Origin of the sequence: Serratia sp. BNK-12, assembly GCF_047456085.1 — a bacterium.
Lineage (GTDB): Bacteria > Pseudomonadota > Gammaproteobacteria > Enterobacterales > Enterobacteriaceae > Serratia > Serratia liquefaciens.
The window spans coordinates 3,467,419-3,483,832 of record NZ_CP179896.1 but is presented as its reverse complement, the minus strand read 5'-3'; the positions used below and the strand labels follow the sequence as shown (position 1 = coordinate 3,483,832).

Here is a 16,414-nt window from a genome sequence, read left to right as displayed (position 1 = left end):
CATTCATGACGTAATTTTATCTTTTATGCCGCTCACGCAGCCGACCAATCACCTTGCTCAAATCCAGATCCTGATCCTGCAGCAGCACCAGCAGGTGATAAATCAGATCGGAGGCTTCGTTGGTTAGCTCTTCGCGATCGTTCACCGTCGCGGCCAATGCGGTTTCCACGCCTTCTTCACCGACTTTCTGTGCGATACGCTTGGTGCCGCTGGCGTACAGGCTGGCGGTGTAAGAGCTGTCGGGGCTGGCGTTTTTACGCTCCGCCAGCAGTTGCTCCAACTGATACAGAAAACCCCAATCGCTGGCGGCCGGGTGGAAGCAGCTGGTATTGCCCAGATGGCAGGTCGGGCCAATCGGATTGACCAAAATCAACAGCGTGTCGTTATCACAGTCTGGGGTGATGCTCACTACGTTGAGGAAGTTGCCAGAGCTTTCGCCCTTGGTCCACAGGCGCTGCTTGGTACGAGAGAAGAAGGTGACCTTGCCGCTTTGCTCGGTAGCGGTCAGCGCTTCCTGGTTCATGTAGCCGAGCATCAGCACTTCGCCGGAGACGGCATGCTGCACAATCGCCGGCAGCAGGTGGTCAGTTTTTTCCCAGTCGAGCTGGCTTCTTTGTTGTTCTGTTAACACAGGCGGATCTCCACACCTTGGGCGGCCAGGAACTTTTTCAGTTCGCCGATATTAATGATTTGCTTGTGGAACACCGACGCGGCCAAGGCGCCGTCAACGTCCGCATCACGGAACGCTTCCAGAAAGTGTTCCATGGTGCCCGCGCCGCCGGAGGCGATCAGGGGCACTTTACATACCTCACGGACCTTCCGCAGCTGTTCCAAATCGTAACCGTTGCGTACGCCATCCTGGTTCATCATGTTCAACACAATCTCGCCGGCACCGCGTTTTTGCACTTCTTTAACCCAATCCAAGGTTTCCCATTGAGTGACGCGGGTGCGGCTTTCGTCGCCGGTGTATTGGTTAACGTGATACTTGCCGGTTGAGGCTTCGAACCAGGTATCAATACCCACCACGATGCACTGTACGCCAAAGCGATCTGCCAGACGGCTAATTAGATCGGGGTCGGCCAGCGCCGGAGAGTTGATGGAAATCTTGTCGGCGCCGAAAGAGAGGATCTGGCTGGCATCTTCCGGGCTTTTGATACCACCGGCGACGCAGAAGGGGATATCAATCACTTCCGCCACCCGCGACACCCAGCTTTTGTCCACTACACGGCCATCGCTTGAGGCGGTGATATCGTAGAACACCAGTTCGTCCGCACCTTCCTGCGCATAACGTTGCGCCAGCGGCACGATGTCACCGATGATCTCATGGTTGCGGAACTGCACGCCTTTCACTACTTGCCCGTCTTTGACATCCAGACACGGGATTATCCGTTTTGCCAGCATGCGATTGCCTCCTCAACGCTAAACTTACCTTCCAACAGGGCACGCCCCACAATCACACCTTTAACGCCACTGCCACGCAGTTGGGCGATATCGTCCAGATTGCCGATGCCGCCGGATGCCTGGAAGTCAATCTGCGGATAGCGTTGGCTGATTTCCTGGTACAGCGCTACGTTGGAGCCAGCCAGCGTACCATCGCGGGAAATATCGGTGCACAGCACGTGCTTGAGGCCGTAGGGCAGGAACTGTTCCACCACCTGTTCCAAAGTGGCGTCTGAATTTTCTTGCCAGCCGCTGATCGCCACGCGCTTGGTGCCGTCGGCGTCGATACGCACGTCCAGCGCCAGCACCATGGCCTCTGCGCCATAGCGCTCAAACCAGCCCTGCACCAACTGCGGTTGTTTCACTGCTGTGGAGCCGATGACCACGCGGGTCGCACCGGCTTCCAGCAGTGCCGAAACGTCCTGCTCATTGCGAATGCCGCCGCCAACCTGTACCGGCACGTTAACCCCGGCGAGCAGTTGGCGCAGCAGCGGGATCTGGCGTGCAGCAGGATCTTTGGCCCCGGTCAAATCGACCAGATGCAATACCTGTGCACCCTGTTGTTGATAGTCCTGCAGGCGTGAGCGCGGATCGTTACCGTAGTCGCGCTGTTGGCCGTAATCACCCTGATGCAAACGCACCACGTTGCCGTCGATCAAATCCAAAGCTGGAATAATCATGCTGCCTACATCTCCAGAAAGTTTTTCAACAGTTGCGCACCGGCTGCTCCAGAACGTTCTGGATGAAACTGCACGCCGAAGAAGTTGTCTTTTTGCACGGCGGCGGTGAAGGGCTCGCCGTAGTTCGCCTGGGCGATGGTGCTTGGGCATATCGGCATCGCATAGCTGTGAACGAAGTAGAAGTAGGCACCGTCTTCAATGCCGCGGAACAGATGGTGGCCGGCCTGTGCCGACACCTGGTTCCAGCCCATGTGCGGCAGCGGCAGACCGAAGTCGGTCATCTGGGTGACCGGCGTCTCGATAATGCCCAGCGTGTCGATACCGCCATTCTCTTCGCTGCTTTTTGCCAGCAACTGCATACCGAGGCAAATACCCAGCACCGGCTGAGTGCAGGCTTTGATCAAATCGATCAACTCGCGTTGCTTCAACTGATCCATGGCCGCCTGCGCTGTGCCGACGCCCGGCAGGAAAAGCTTATCGGCGCGCAACACGATCTCCGGGTCACGGCTTACCTGCGGCTGATAACCCAGTCGCTGCACCGCGTAGGTGACAGAAGACAGGTTGGCGCAGCCGGTGTCTAAAATCACCACGTTCATCACAGCACTCCTTTCGAGCTCGGGAGGGTATTGCCCTCAACGCGGATCGCCTGGCGTAGCGTACGGCCAAACACTTTGAACAGGCTTTCGACGCGGTGATGGTCGTTTTTGCCTTTGGTTTTCAGGTGAAGCGTGCAACCCATGGTGTAAGACAGCGAGCGGAAGAAGTGTTCGACCATTTCGGTGCTCAGATCGCCGACGCGCTGATAGTTAAACTCAGCCTTGTATTCCAGGTGCGGGCGGCCGGAGATATCCAGCGCGCAGCGCGCCAGGCACTCGTCCATTGGCAGCACAAAGCCGAAACGTGCGATGCCGCGTTTGTCGCCCAACGCCTTGTTCAGGGCTTCGCCCAGCGCCAGACCGGTGTCTTCTACCGTGTGGTGATCGTCGATATACAGATCGCCCTTAACATTGATGTCCATGCGGAAGCCGCCGTGGGTGGCGATCTGATCCAGCATGTGATCGAAGAAACCCACGCCGGTTTTGATCTTGCTGCCGCCTTCGCGATCCAGCCAGACGTTGACGTCGATCTGGGTTTCTTTGGTGGCGCGGTTAACCTGCGCATGACGATCGCGCTGGGTCAGTTGGCGGGTGATCTCTTTCCAGCCCAGGGTATCGCGCTGATAGCGCAAGCCCTGAATGCCCATGTTTTCCGCCAGTTGAACGTCGGTGGGGCGATCGCCGATCACGTAGCTGTGAGCGGTATCCATCACGCCGGGCTCCAGATAGCCTTTGACCAGCGCGGTTTTGGGTTTGCGGCAATCGCAGTTGTCCGCCGGCAGGTGTGGGCAGATCAGGATATCTTCGAAGTGAATGCCCTGGGAGCTGAGGATCTGCATCATCAGGCCGTGCGGCGGATCGAAGGTTTCCTGCGGAAAACTGGCGGTACCCAGGCCATCCTGATTGGTGATCATCACCAGTTGGTAACCTGACTGCTGCAATTCAAGCAGGCAAGGAATGACGTCCGGCTCCAGCGCCAGCTTGTCCAGGCGATCAACCTGGAAGTCTTCTGGGGGTTCAGCAATCAGCGTGCCGTCACGGTCAATAAAGAGGAATTTCTGGCTCACATTGGCTCCTGGCGAGTCTCGGTTGCACCGGGCAGGGCAGACAGCGCGTCAACCACGCGCTGGCATTCGTCACGGGTGCCGATGGTGATGCGCAGGCAGCCGGACAACCCAGGTTGTTTATTTTGGTCTCTTAAGATAATGCCCTGATCCCATAAGGTTTTAAACACATTACTGGAAGCAGTGAAACGAGCCAGCAGGTAATTGCTGTCGCTGGCGAAAACCTGCTCAACGCAAGCGCAGTTTTGCAGCGCCTGCTGCAGCCAACTGCGGTTGGCGGCAATCTCGGTAACGCGCTGACGCATCACGCGGATCCCCTCGGTGCTGAGCGCCTGTGCAGCGATATCGGCGACCGGAGTAGACAGCGGATAAGGTGCGATCACCTTCAGCAGCAGGGCGATCAAGTCCTCGTTGGCCAGAGTAAAACCACAGCGCAGGCCAGCCAGCGCGAAGGCTTTTGACAGAGTGCGCAGGACAGCCAGGTGCGGATAGTCGCTCAGCCAGGCGGCCACGCTGGCCTGCGGGCAGAATTCGATATAGGCCTCATCAACCGCGACGATTGCCTTGCCTTTGGCCATTTCCAGCAGGGTGCGCAGATCGTTGGGATCGATCAGATTACCGGTTGGGTTGTTTGGGCTGCAGACGTATATCAGTTTCACGTTATCCAGGCTGTCGGCGATGGCAGCTAAATCCAATTGCCAGTCCTTTTTGGCCGCCACGGTGCGACGCTCCACGCCAAAGGTTTCAGCGCTGACGGCGTACATGCCGTAAGTCGGCGGGCAGAACAGGATGGCGTCTTTGCCCGGCTCGCAGAAGGCGCGGATCAGCAGTTCAATGCCTTCGTCCGCCCCACGACTGACCAGCACCTGTTCCTTTTTAACCCCGGCGTAATCGGCGTAGCGCTCGATCACCCGTACCGGCTGGCACTCCGGATAGCGGTTAAAGGTTTGAGCGGTCAGTTGGAATTCCGGGGCGATCGGGTATTCGTTGGCGTTCAGCCACACATCGCCATTGCCCCCCAGGCGGCGAGCCGATTGATACGGGGTCAGCTCGCGAACGTTGGCGCGCGCCAGGTTTTCAATGCTCATGCTTGCTCCTTCAGTGCGGCAACGCGCAGGGTGACGGCGTTTTTGTGGGCAATCAACTGCTCGGCGGCAGCCAGGGTTTCAATGGTGGCGGCCAGGTTCATAAAGCCTTGCGGCGTCAGTTCCTGCACCGTCATGCGTTTTTGGAAATCCGCCAGGCCCAGGCTGGAACAGGTCGCGGTATACCCGTAGGTCGGCAATACGTGGTTGGTGCCGGACGCATAGTCACCGGCGGACTCTGGCGACCAGTCACCAAGAAATACCGAACCGGCGCTGGTGATGCTGTCGACCAGGGCGCGGGCATCGCGGGTCTGAATGATCAGGTGTTCCGGGCCATACTGATTGCTGATCGCCACACACTCGGCCAGATCTTTGGCGACGATCAGTCGGCTACTGGCCAGCGCCTGACGAGCGGTTTCGGCGCGAGGCAGTTGCGCCAGTTGCTGTTCGACCGCTTCGGCTACCGCCTGTGCCATAACGGCGTCCGGCGTCAGCAGAATCACCTGCGAGTCTGGGCCGTGCTCCGCCTGCGACAACAAATCTGAGGCGACAAACGCCGGCGTCGCACCGGCATCGGCAATCACCAACACCTCGGAAGGACCGGCCGGCATATCGATCGCTGCGCCGTCCAACCGTTGGTTGATTTGGCGCTTGGCTTCGGTGACAAAGGCATTGCCCGGCCCGAAGATCTTCGCCACGCGCGGTACGGAGTCGGTGCCGAATGCCATAGCGGCAATCGCCTGTGCGCCGCCAACCTGAAACACTTCCTTTACCCCGCACAGCTGCGCGGCATAGAGAATTTCATCGGCAATCGGTGGCGGTGAGCACAACACCACGCGGCGGCAACCGGCGATACGTGCCGGCGTCGCCAGCATCAGTACGGTAGAAAACAGCGGCGCGGAGCCACCGGGAATATACAGCCCGACCGAGTCGATCGGGCGGGTGACCTGTTGGCAACGCACGCCCGGCTGGGTTTCCACATCCACCGGCGGCAGCTTTTGTGCATTGTGGAAGGTTTCGACGTTAGCGACCGCGACTGCCATCGCCTGTTTTATATCATCACCCAGACGAGCGCTGGCGGCGGCGATCTGGTCGGCGGTGATGCGCAGCGCGCCAACCTCGGTTTTATCAAATTTGGCGCTGTAATCGCGCAGCGCCTGGTCACCGTTGGCCTTCACGTTGTCGAGGATCTCGCTCACCGTGCGGGTGATGCTGTCTTCGGCTGCGATCGCCGGGCGCATCAACAGTGCCGCGCGCTGTTCGGCGCTGCAACCTGCCCAATTGACCGGAGTATTGAAAGTCGACATGGCGTTACTCCATCATCTTCTCAATTGGTAACACCAGAATCGAACTGGCACCGAGCGCTTTCAGCTTTTCCATGGTTTCCCAGAACAGGGTTTCACTGCTGACCATGTGCATTGCCACGCGATTTTGCGCACCGGCCAGTGGCAGAATGGTTGGGCGTTCCGCGCCCGGCAGCAGCGCAACGATTTCGTCGAGGCGCTCGCTCGGCGCGTGCAGCATGATGTACTTGGATTCGCGTGCCTGGATCACGCCCTGAATACGGGTCATCAGGCGGTCGATCAATTGCTGTTTGGCTTCCGGCATTTCGCCGTCACGTTGGATTAGGCAGGCTTTCGAGCGGTAAATCACTTCCACTTCGCGCAGGCCGTTGGCTTCCAGCGTGGCACCGGTGGAGACCAGGTCACAGATGGCGTCGGCCAGACCGGCACGCGGTGCCACTTCCACCGAACCGTTCAACAGGCAGGATTTGAAGCGCACGCCTTGTTTATCGAGGTATTGTTTCAGCAGGTGCGGATAAGAGGTGGCGATGCGGGCGTCTTGCAGGCTTTGCGGGCCGGTGTATTCCGTGTCGAGCGAGGTAGCCAACGACAGACGGCAACCGCCGAAGTCCAGGCGACGCAGGGTGAAGTAACGGGGATCTTCGCCCTGAGCGCGGCGGGTGAGCAGCTCTTCTTCCAGCACGTTCTCACCGATAATCCCCAGATCGACCACGCCGTCCATCACCAGCCCTGGGATATCGTCATCACGGACGCGCAGGATATCAATCGGCATATTCTCCGCGAAGGCAATCAGGCGCTGTTGCTGCAGGTTGATTTTAATGCCGCAGCGCGCCAGTAACTCCTGGGATTCATCACTCAGGCGGCCTGACTTCTGCATTGCTATCCGTAAACGTGTTTTGTCCAGCATGGTAACCTCTGTTTAATCTGTAATTTTATACCCGTCATACTTCAAGTGGCTTGGGTGTTGGCTGCCTTCATTCACTCCAGTCACTTACTTGAGTAAGCTCCTGGGGATTCACTCAGCTGCCGCCTACAAGCAACTCGAATTATTTGGGATATTTGAATTTATTTTAAAAATTATTTTTTCTGTCTGTCCGGAGCCAAAAAAAAACCCTCGGAAGAAATCTTCCGAGGGCTCTCTCTTGCATTCTGCGCGCCACTGGAAGATTAAAAAACCGTCTTCCAGCACACATCGCCTGAAAGACTAGTCAGGATGATGGTGATGATGGTGGCTGAACTGAATGCGTGTCATGGTGTTTTCTCTGTATAAAGTCGCTACAAACTCAATTGCTAATTAACCTAAACTATCCGCCGTCTGTCACGCAACCCTTTTTTACGGTCATAAATTTAATTTATTGAAACAGGTTGAGTTATTAGCTGGACGCGACTTTACCTAAGCTTAAACTGGGTGGATTGTATCACTTCACGCAGTGGCGTAGCCTTAATGGGTAAAGCGCTGCGATCTTCAGGAGAGGAAGGTGATGAAAAAGGTAGCCATTATTGGTCTGGGCTGGCTGGGCATGCCGTTGGCCCTGTCGCTGATGAGCCGTGGGTTTGACGTCGTTGGCAGTAAAACGACGCCGGATGGCGTTGAGGCCGCGCGGATGAGCGGCATTGAATGTTATCAGTTGGAAATGACGCCGGAGCTGATTTGCGAACCCGAGGATCTGGAGTCTTTGCTGCGCGTTGATGCGCTGGTGGTGACATTGCCTGCGCGCCGCACTGTCGAGGGCAGCGAGAACTACTTCAATGCGGTACGCATGCTGGTGGACAGCGCGATGGCTTTTGGCGTACCGCGTATTCTGTTTACCAGTTCGACTTCGGTATACGGTGAAACTACCGGCACGGTACGCGAGGATTCGCCGCTGCAGCCGGTTTCGCCTTCGGGGCGAGTGCTGGTGGAACTGGAGCGTTGGCTGCATGAACTGCCGAACACGTCGGTGGATATCTTGCGGTTGGCGGGACTGGTGGGTGTGGATCGTCACCCCGGTCGTTTCCTGGCCGGCAAAGTCGACGTCAAAGGCGGTTCGCAAGGGGTGAATCTGGTGCATCAGGACGATGTGATCGCCGCGATTCAACTGTTGCTGAAACTGCCGAAAGGCGGTCACGTTTATAACCTTTGCGCCCCGGCCCATCCCACCAAGCGTGAATTTTACCCGGCGCTGGCCGAACAGCTGCATCTGGCCCCGCCGCAATTCGCCATTGAGGCAGAGCAGGGTGGGCGCCTGGTGGACGGTAGCCGCATCTGCAATGAGCTGGGGTTCGAATATCAGTATCCGGATCCGGCGCGCATGCCGGTCAATTAATATCAGTATCTGACCCCGCGCCTGCGGGGTTTTTTGTCTGTGGCGCTCGCGCCAATCCGCTCAAATCCTCTATCAGCGCCAACAAGGCCTCCTTTGGCGCTCCGGGTCGGGTCACCAGGCTCAGGGTTGCCTGGTAGGAGAGCGCCTGCCCGCCTAACTGCCGCAGTGCCCCCTGTTCAACCCAGCGCGCGGCGTAATGGGTCGGCAGGTACCCGAGATATTCGCCGCTGAGCACCAGATGGGCGACCCCCTCCATATGGTGGGCGACGGCACCGAGGTTTAACGGCGCCAACGGGCAGAGCTGCTGCGCCAACAGATAACCTCGCTTGACCCAACGCGCATTTTCAATTTGTTCGCGACCAGGTTGCTCTGCGGTAAACAGCGGATGATCGCTGCTGCAGTAGACCGCCTGCGTTTCGCTTATCCAGGGTTGATACTGCAATGCTTCCAACTGCTGGCCGAAATAACCGATGCCCAAATCGAGCTGCTGATTCAGCAGCCCCTGTTCAATTTCGCCGGGGGCGCAAATTCGGCACTGCAACTGCACGTCCTGATGGCGGCGTTGAAACTGTTTGATAGCACGGCTGAAGGGGTTGCCCGGCAGCGACACCAGATTATCCACCAGCCCGATTTGCAGATCGCCGGTCAGCAGACCGTTCAGCGACTGGCTGACCCGGGTGAAGTCGCGTGCGGCGTTAAACAGCGTGCGGCAGGCGATCAATATGCGCTCCCCTTTGGGCGTCAGCATAAAGCCGGAGCGCCCTCGCTGGCACAGACGAAACCCCAGCCGGGTCTCCAGCGTCGCAAGATGGGTGCTGATGGTCGACTGATTCATCAACAGCGGCTCCTGGGCGGCGCTGACGCCATGGGCCTCCGCGACGGCGACGAACACCCGCAGCAGCCGCAGATCGATGTCGCTTAGATTAGTGAGCATCTTTTCCTCCGCAAAACTTCCCTTGTTAACCGATTGGTAACATCCATGGCGTCACCCTGACGGGCCAAAATCACTCTTTTTATGTCACAGATTACAAATAAAACCAACAGTTCAACGCGTTACAAAACATCGGTGTTTTCAATGCTTACATCACAAAGATGGAATGGTAGACCTGTCGGCCATCGGGGTAGCCTGTATTTGTTATCTAAATGTTGAAATTAAATCATGCCAGAACGAGGAAAACACATGCTTAATCAACCCCAAAGTGGCAACGACATGCCGCGGTTTGCCGGTATCCCTACCATGATGCGCCTGCCCGTTGCCGAAAATGCGCGCGGTCTGGATGCGGCCTTCGTTGGCATTCCTCTTGATATTGGCACTTCAAACCGCAGCGGCACGCGCTATGGGCCTCGGCAGATCCGTCAGGAGTCGGTGATGATCCGCCCGTACAACATGGGTAGCGGCGCTGCCCCTTTCGAACGGTTGCAGGTTGCCGATCTGGGGGATGTCGCCATCAATCCCTACAGTCTGGCGGACAGCGTTCGGCGTATCGAACTGGCCTATAGCGACATTCTGGCCCATGGCTGCATCCCGCTGACGCTGGGAGGCGATCACACGCTGACGTTGCCGATCCTGCGTGCCGCCGCCGGCCGTCATGGCCCGGTCGGTTTAATTCACGTGGATGCGCATTCAGACACCAATGAGGAGATGTTTGGCGAGCAACTGGCGCACGGCACCACTTTCCGTCGCGCTTTTGAAGAGGGGCTGTTGGCACCCCAGCGGGTTGTGCAGATTGGGCTGCGGGGCAGCGGCTATGAAGCTGCCGATTTCGACTGGTCGCGCCGGCAGGGGTTTCGCGTGGTGCTGGCGGAAGAGTGTTGGTATCGCTCTTTAGCGCCGCTGATGGCCGAAGTGCGCGAGCAGATGGGCAGTGGGCCGGTTTATCTCAGCTTCGATATCGATGGGCTGGATCCGGCGTTTGCTCCGGGTACCGGCACGCCGGAAGTTGGCGGGTTGTCGGTATGGCAGGGCCTGGAAATTGTCCGAGGATGCCGGGGGCTGAATCTGATCGGCGCCGACGTGGTGGAGGTCTCACCGCCTTACGATCGTTCCGGTAATACCGCGCTGCTGGCGGCCAACCTGCTGTTTGAAATGTTATGCGTGCTGCCTGGGCGATAAGACGTCGCCATACCTGACCGGCGGAGCCGTTGCGCCTGGATCCAATAACAATAATAAACATGCGGAGTGACTCATGAATCTCGATCTGCTGGTAGTGGTGTTTTACTTTTTGGTGATAGGAGCGGTGGGTTGGTTAGGCGTTCGCCGGGCGACGACCAAAGAGGATTATCTGGTTGCCGGACGTAATCTGGGGCCCTGTTTGTATCTGGGCACCCTGTCTGCGGTGGTGCTGGGCGGGGCGTCAACCATCGGCAGCGTCAAACTGGGTTATACCTACGGCATCTCTGGCGTGTGGCTGTGCGGTGCGCTGGGGGCGGGCATCGTGGTGCTGAGCATGGTGTTGGCAAAGCCGTTGCTTAAGCTAAAGCTCTACACCGTCAGCCAGGTGCTGTCGCGTCGTTATCACCCAGCGGCCAGAGTCACCAGCGGCGCCATTATGTTGGCCTACGATCTGATGGTGGCGGTGACGTCGATCATTGCCATCGGCAGCGTGATGCAGGTGATGTTCGATCTGTCGTTTATCACGTCGATTTTGCTCGGTGGCGGTTTGGTGGTGCTGTATTCAACGTTGGGCGGCATGTGGTCACTGACGCTGACCGACATTATCCAGTTTATCATCATGACCGTTGGCATGATGTTGGTGCTGATGCCGATGAGCATCGTCAAAGCCGGGGGTTGGACGGCGTTCAGTAGCCAACTGCCGGATAGCTACTACCGGCTATCATCCATCGGGCTGGATACTATCGCGGTGTTCTTCCTGATCTACTTCTTCGGCATTTTGATTGGTCAGGATATCTGGCAGCGGGTATTTACCGCCCGCAGCAACACTATTGCTCGTTATGCCGGATTAGGGGCCGGCGTGTATTGCGTGCTGTATGGCGTAGCCGGTGCGTTGATCGGCATGGCCGGCAAGCTGGTGCTGCCGCAGTTGGCTAATACCGACGGGGCTTTTGCCGCCATTGCGCAGGCGGTGCTGCCGCCGGGCGTCAGCGGATTGGTGGCCGCCGCCGCACTGGCTGCGCTGATGTCGACCGCCAGCGCCTGCCTGCTGGCGTCATCGACCATCGCGCTGGAGGACGTATTGCCGGCGATTCGCAAGCGCCCCTCGGGCGGACTGGCTGCCGGGCGATTTACTACGCTGATCATGGGCTGCATCATGCTGGGGTTGGCGTTTGTGGTGCGGGACGTGATGGCGGCGCTGACGCTGGCTTATAACCTGCTGGTGGGCGGCATGCTGATCCCGCTGATTGGTGCGATTTTCTGGCAACGGGCCACCAGCACCGGCGCTATCGCCAGCATGCTGACCGGCAGCCTGAGCGTTTTGGGGCTGATGTATTATCAGGGTATTGAAGCCAACAGCCCTATCTACGGCGGCTTGCTGGCGGGCGGCGCGGCCTTCCTGATTGGCAGCTTACTGACCCGGCCAAGCCCACAGCCGCAGGTACAGCCCGAGTAACCGGTAATCAGGGGCTGCCATGCGCAGCCCCATCCTCGTTTAAAGCCAGCCGGAGCGCTTCAGCTTCTGGTAGAGGAAGAAGCAGCCGACGACGGTGACCCCCAGCGTGGCGTGGTAGGCCCAGGGGAACTTCAGCTCTGGCATGTCGGCGAAGTTCATGCCGTACAGGCTGAAAATCACCGTAGGGATCGCCAGGATCGCCCCCCAACCGGCCAGGCGTTTCACCACTTCGTTCTGTTTTACGGTGACCAGCGCCAGATTGACGTGCATCGCGTTGGTCAGCATTTCGCGCATATCGTCGATATTGCTGACCACCTGATGCGCATGGTCTTGCACGTCGCGTACGTAGGCGCGCAGCTCTTTCGGAATCACTTCTTCATGCAGGCGGATCAACTGATTGCAGATTTCGTCCATCGGCATCGCGGCATTGCGCAGCGCCAGCAGGTGCCGCCGCAGGGTGTAGACGTTCTCGATGGCGGCCTGATCAAATTCCGATTTGAACATGTTGGCTTCAATGCCTTCAATGGTCGCTTCGAACTTCGCCACCACGCTACGGTAGTTATCTACTACAAAGTCCAACACAGAATACAAGGCAAAGCCCGGGCCGCGGCACATTTGCTTATGGTTCTCTTCGGCCTTGGCGCGGATTGGGGCGTAGCTCGGTGATTCGCCGTGGCGTACCGTGATCAGGAAGTTCTTGCCCACGAAGAAGTGTGTTTCGCCGTACTCAATTTCGTCATTGCCCCATTGCGCGGTTTTGACCACGATAAACAGCGAGTCACCGTAAGCTTCAAGCTTCGGTCGCTGGTGGGCGCACAGCGCATCTTCAATCGCCAGATCGTGCAGCCCGAACTCCTCCTGCACTTTGCGCATAAAGGCGTCTTCCGGCTGCCACAGCCCGAGCCAGACGAAGGTATCCGGCTGTTTGACCACCTCGCTGATATCATCAATGGTCACTTCGCCCAGCCGTTCACCGGCCTTGTATGCCACGCAATTCACAACCATGGTTGCGGTTTCCATCAGGTCACCTGCTATTCAATTAGGGTTTTGGTGAGAAAGTAACATTCATGTTCCACCGGGTAATTCTGCAGCGTCATCTGCAGTTGATAACCGAGTTTTTCGTAGAACGGCCGCGCCTGAAAACTAAAGGTATCCAAACGAACATAGCGGCAGCCGCGTGCTTTCGCCTCCCGTTCCGCCGCCAGCAATACTTTACGCCCCAGGCCGCTGCCGCGTTGCGAGTCCGCTACCCATAGCCATTCAACGCTCAGCCAGTTGCCCCAGGTCTCGCCGGTCAGGCCGGCGACCACCTGGCCGGCGGTGTCCCGGGCGTAAATGCCAAGCGGCTTACGCAAGCTGGGATCCACATAGGGGCTGTTGTGGGCTCTAAGCCCCTGACGAATAACGTCGAGGGTGTCTTCATTGAGCGTCTCGGTTACGGTGATGTTCATCTTTCCTCCTTGGTGAACCCTTAACTTAAGCACAGTCTGACTAAAAGGCAACACGTTGAAATTTAAAACAAACGTCAAAATCAGCCTGCTGGACTACACTGAGTAGGTTGTTTTTTGTCCAGGAGGACGCTATGCACCGATTGACTATGATAGCCGCTTTGCTGTTGTTCAGCGGCTTGCTGCACGCCGCGCCGACGGTAACGCAATTGCAGGACAAGTTGGAACACCCGTGGTCGCTGGCATTTCTGCCCGGCGAACAGGGAATGTTAATCACCGAACGGCCGGGGCGTTTACGGCTCTGGCTGCCGGGCCAGGGCCTTTCGGCGCCTATCGCCGGTGTGCCGCAGGTATATGCAGAAGGCCAGGGCGGTTTGCTGGAAGTGTTGCTGGCGCCCGATTTTTCCACCAGCCGACGAGTTTACCTCAGCTTCGCCGAAGCGGGCGATGAGGGTAAAGCGGGGACGGCGGTAGGCTACGGGCAACTTAGCACCGACAACCGACGGCTGGAGAATTTCAAGGTGATTTTCCGCCAGCAACCCAAGCTGTCGGTCGGCAATCATTTTGGGGGCAAGCTGGCGTTTGATCGTCAGGGGAATCTGTTTATCGCGCTCGGGGAGAATAATCAGCGGCCGACGGCGCAGGATCTGGACAAGTTACAGGGCAAAATGGTGCGCTTAACCGCCGACGGCGCGGTACCGCCGGATAATCCTTTTGTCGGCCAGGCCGGCAAGCGGCCGGAAATTTGGTCCTACGGCCACCGTAATCCTCAGGGGCTGGCGTTGAATCCGTGGAGCGGGGTGATGTGGGAGAACGAACACGGTCCACGCGGTGGCGATGAGGTCAATATTCCGCAGGCAGGGAAAAACTACGGCTGGCCGATAGCCACCTATGGCATCAATTACTCCGGGCTGGCGATCCCGGAGGCGAAAGGGCAGAAGGTCGCGGGCACCGAACAACCCCTGCATTATTGGCCGGTGTCGCCGGGTATCAGCGGCATGGCATTCTATGATTCGCCGCGTTTCCCTGCCTGGAAGCATTCGCTGTTTATTGGTGCGCTGGCCCAAGAAGCGCTGATCCGCCTGACGCTGCAGGGAGACAACGTGGTTTCTGAAGAAAGGCTGCTGGAGGATCGCGGTGAACGCATTCGCGAAGTGCGGGTCGGGCCTGACGGCTATCTTTACCTGTTAACCGATGCAAGCAACGGCAAGCTGCTGCGGGTAGGGCTCCAGGAGAGAATTGCGCCCCAGCGGATGCGGGGCGCAGGAAACTCAGGTTAACTCACTCATCACACCGCGCTGATAGGCTGGCCGCTCGGTCAGTTGCTTATACCAGCGCTCCATGTTCGGGCGAGCTTGGCGCTTGATCGGCATGGAGAACCAGGCGTAGGCGAAACTGCCCAGCGGGATATCGCCGATGCCGAAGTCTTCACCGGAAAGGTAAGGCTGACGACCCAGGGTGTCTTCCACAATGTCGAAATGCTTTTCCAGTGTGGCAATCGCCGCTTCGATCTTCGCCATGTCACGCAGTTCCGGCTTGGTACGCACCAAACCCCAGAACACCACGCTAAAGTGACTGACAATGGTGGCCGTGGTCCAGTCCATCCATTTTTCGGCACTGGCACGCGCCTGCAGATCCTGCGGGTAGAAAGGTTCGCTACCAAACTTCGCAGCCAGATAGCGCACTATGGTGTTGGACTCCCACAGCACAAAGTCATCGTCTTGCAGCAGCGGCACCAGGCCATTCGGGTTCAATGAACGGTAGAGTTCGTCGTTCACCTTGCCGAAAGCGCCTCCGGCGTTGATATGGCTGTAACTCAGCTCCAACTCTGCGGCGCACCACAGCACTTTCCTGACGTTGTTCGAATTTTCACGACCCCAAATGGTCAGCATAGAACGCCTCTTTTACGTGGGTTAATCAACCTAACTAATTATTCCTACTCCACAATTCAGCGCTTGTCACACTGGAAGGCATTTTTTGCCGACGTGGGCGACACATTCAGCGTTCCCAGCGGCAGATCTCCCAGCCTTGCTCCAGCGCCAACGCGTTGAGTTCGCTGTCGGGGTTGATTACCGTGGCGCTGTCGACGTATTCCAGCATCGCCTTGTCGTTGAGGGAATCGCTGTAGCCGTGGCTGTGCTCGAAGCTCAGTTCCGGATGTTCAGCCAACCATTTTTTCAGGCGGATAACCTTGCCCTGTTGGTAGGTCATGGTGCCGTAGGTGTTGCCGGTGAAGCGGCCGTCTTGCACTTCGACGCCGATGGCCAGCGCGCCGTCGGCGCCAAGCTGGGCGGCAATGGGGGCCACCAGGTGCTCGCCCGTGGCGGAAATGACCAGAATGCAATCACCACGCTCGCGGTGCCACAGCAGCCGCTCGCGGGCGGCAGGGTAGACTCGCGGCAGGATATCGCGGCGAATATAGCGCTGCACCCAGCCGGCCACCGTTTCGGTACTCAGGCCGGCCAGCGGCGCCAGCGTGGCCTGCATGTAGTCCTCCATGGACAGCTTGCCCTGATAATAGTGCTGCATCAGTTGCTGTTCCTGCTGTTCCAGTTCCGCCGGTGCAAACCCTTCAGTGACCAACCAACGCATCCATAGGCTGGCGCTGTCTTCATCAATCAGGGTTTCATCCAGGTCGAATAAGGCTAAATCCATCAGTATTTCTCCGGCAGGCAGGGAGGGGGAATGGGGCTGTTTATAGAATAGCGGATAGCGTTAGTCGCCAGCCAGTGGCGACAACGAAATTGCGCAGAGCATAAGTCACATTGATGACAGTTTTGCGACGCTTTGTTGAAGGTTTGCATAACTTAGAACGCAACAATATTGGCTGACGCTTGAGCCGCAGTGGTAACTATAGGGGTAATACGCTGGCTATCCAGGAGTTGAAGATGCTGATAATTCGCCTTTATACCGGCCCGATTT

The 16,414-nt window shown here is 57.8% G+C and carries 18 protein-coding genes and 1 other annotated feature; of the genes, 4 read left to right on the top strand and 14 right to left on the bottom strand.

Annotated features, from left to right (window positions below):
• Positions 1-16: 16 nt before the first annotated feature.
• The 9 genes from hisIE to hisL form a co-directional block, all read right to left on the bottom strand.
• On the bottom strand, positions 17-631 hold the full coding sequence (gene hisIE, locus ACMGG1_RS16225; RefSeq protein ID WP_128864052.1) for a bifunctional phosphoribosyl-AMP cyclohydrolase/phosphoribosyl-ATP diphosphatase HisIE: 615 nt from the start codon (positions 629-631) through the stop codon (positions 17-19).
• Positions 625-1,401 carry an imidazole glycerol phosphate synthase subunit HisF gene (gene hisF / locus ACMGG1_RS16220; RefSeq protein ID WP_046374042.1) on the bottom strand — a complete coding sequence of 259 codons (777 nt, stop codon included), beginning with the start codon at positions 1,399-1,401 and terminating at the stop codon, positions 625-627. Before hisF ends, hisIE begins: the two co-directional genes overlap by 7 nt.
• Positions 1,383-2,120, bottom strand: coding sequence for a 1-(5-phosphoribosyl)-5-[(5-phosphoribosylamino)methylideneamino]imidazole-4-carboxamide isomerase (hisA, locus tag ACMGG1_RS16215; protein ID WP_020826043.1), 738 nt, complete (start codon positions 2,118-2,120; stop codon positions 1,383-1,385). Before hisA ends, hisF begins: the two co-directional genes overlap by 19 nt.
• Before the next feature lie 5 nt (positions 2,121-2,125).
• Positions 2,126-2,716 carry an imidazole glycerol phosphate synthase subunit HisH gene (gene hisH / locus ACMGG1_RS16210; RefSeq protein ID WP_046374040.1) on the bottom strand — a complete coding sequence of 197 codons (591 nt, stop codon included), beginning with the start codon at positions 2,714-2,716 and terminating at the stop codon, positions 2,126-2,128.
• A complete protein-coding gene (gene hisB / locus ACMGG1_RS16205; protein WP_128864053.1) occupies positions 2,716-3,783 on the bottom strand; it encodes a bifunctional histidinol-phosphatase/imidazoleglycerol-phosphate dehydratase HisB in 1,068 nt (355 codons plus the stop codon). Before hisB ends, hisH begins: the two co-directional genes overlap by 1 nt.
• Entirely contained in the window at positions 3,780-4,868 is a 1,089-nt protein-coding gene (hisC, locus tag ACMGG1_RS16200; RefSeq protein WP_128864054.1) for a histidinol-phosphate transaminase, read from the bottom strand. Before hisC ends, hisB begins: the two co-directional genes overlap by 4 nt.
• On the bottom strand, positions 4,865-6,172 hold the full coding sequence (gene hisD, locus ACMGG1_RS16195) for a histidinol dehydrogenase (RefSeq protein ID WP_122077964.1): 1,308 nt from the start codon (positions 6,170-6,172) through the stop codon (positions 4,865-4,867). Before hisD ends, hisC begins: the two co-directional genes overlap by 4 nt.
• A gap of 4 nt (positions 6,173-6,176) precedes the next feature.
• Positions 6,177-7,076 carry an ATP phosphoribosyltransferase gene (gene hisG / locus ACMGG1_RS16190; RefSeq protein WP_041414374.1) on the bottom strand — a complete coding sequence of 300 codons (900 nt, stop codon included), beginning with the start codon at positions 7,074-7,076 and terminating at the stop codon, positions 6,177-6,179.
• A 195-nt stretch (positions 7,077-7,271) separates the two neighbouring features.
• Positions 7,272-7,398 (bottom strand) — a sequence feature (His leader region).
• Positions 7,374-7,421, bottom strand: coding sequence for a his operon leader peptide (gene hisL / locus ACMGG1_RS16185; protein ID WP_101495319.1), 48 nt, complete (start codon positions 7,419-7,421; stop codon positions 7,374-7,376). Its footprint overlaps the feature before it by 25 nt.
• A gap of 229 nt (positions 7,422-7,650) precedes the next feature.
• Between hisL and ACMGG1_RS16180 the strand changes: the two genes are divergently transcribed.
• Positions 7,651-8,475, top strand: a complete 825-nt coding sequence (locus tag ACMGG1_RS16180; RefSeq protein ID WP_020826049.1) for an SDR family oxidoreductase — start codon at positions 7,651-7,653, stop codon at positions 8,473-8,475.
• On the opposite strand, the gene ACMGG1_RS16175 is transcribed toward ACMGG1_RS16180, so the two are convergent.
• Complete coding sequence (locus ACMGG1_RS16175) at positions 8,468-9,409, bottom strand: LysR family transcriptional regulator (protein WP_020826050.1); 942 nt, start codon at positions 9,407-9,409, stop codon at positions 8,468-8,470. The genes ACMGG1_RS16180 and ACMGG1_RS16175 overlap by 8 nt on opposite strands.
• 246 nt (positions 9,410-9,655) lie before the next feature.
• Between ACMGG1_RS16175 and speB the strand changes: the two genes are divergently transcribed.
• Together speB and ACMGG1_RS16165 are read left to right on the top strand one after the other, a co-directional pair.
• A complete protein-coding gene (speB, locus tag ACMGG1_RS16170; protein WP_414160856.1) occupies positions 9,656-10,588 on the top strand; it encodes an agmatinase in 933 nt (310 codons plus the stop codon).
• Positions 10,589-10,661: 73 nt separating this feature from the next.
• Positions 10,662-12,044, top strand: a complete 1,383-nt coding sequence (locus ACMGG1_RS16165; protein WP_149573128.1) for a sodium:solute symporter — start codon at positions 10,662-10,664, stop codon at positions 12,042-12,044.
• Positions 12,045-12,083: 39 nt separating this feature from the next.
• On the opposite strand, the gene corA is transcribed toward ACMGG1_RS16165, so the two are convergent.
• Entirely contained in the window at positions 12,084-13,064 is a 981-nt protein-coding gene (gene corA / locus ACMGG1_RS16160; protein ID WP_122077970.1) for a magnesium/cobalt transporter CorA, read from the bottom strand.
• A gap of 11 nt (positions 13,065-13,075) precedes the next feature.
• Complete coding sequence (locus ACMGG1_RS16155; RefSeq protein WP_115059333.1) at positions 13,076-13,495, bottom strand: GNAT family N-acetyltransferase; 420 nt, start codon at positions 13,493-13,495, stop codon at positions 13,076-13,078.
• Positions 13,496-13,626: 131 nt separating this feature from the next.
• Between ACMGG1_RS16155 and ACMGG1_RS16150 the strand changes: the two genes are divergently transcribed.
• On the top strand, positions 13,627-14,772 hold the full coding sequence (locus ACMGG1_RS16150) for a PQQ-dependent sugar dehydrogenase (protein ID WP_217330991.1): 1,146 nt from the start codon (positions 13,627-13,629) through the stop codon (positions 14,770-14,772).
• Here ACMGG1_RS16150 and ACMGG1_RS16145 read toward each other — a convergent pair.
• Both ACMGG1_RS16145 and ACMGG1_RS16140 read right to left on the bottom strand, forming a co-directional pair.
• Positions 14,764-15,384: a glutathione S-transferase family protein gene (locus ACMGG1_RS16145; protein ID WP_020826056.1), complete on the bottom strand. Its 621-nt coding sequence runs from the start codon at positions 15,382-15,384 to the stop codon at positions 14,764-14,766. The two genes, ACMGG1_RS16150 and ACMGG1_RS16145, sit on opposite strands and share 9 nt — an antisense overlap.
• Positions 15,385-15,490: 106 nt before the next feature.
• Entirely contained in the window at positions 15,491-16,147 is a 657-nt protein-coding gene (locus ACMGG1_RS16140; protein ID WP_048761769.1) for an HAD family hydrolase, read from the bottom strand.
• Positions 16,148-16,414: the final 267 nt, after the last annotated feature.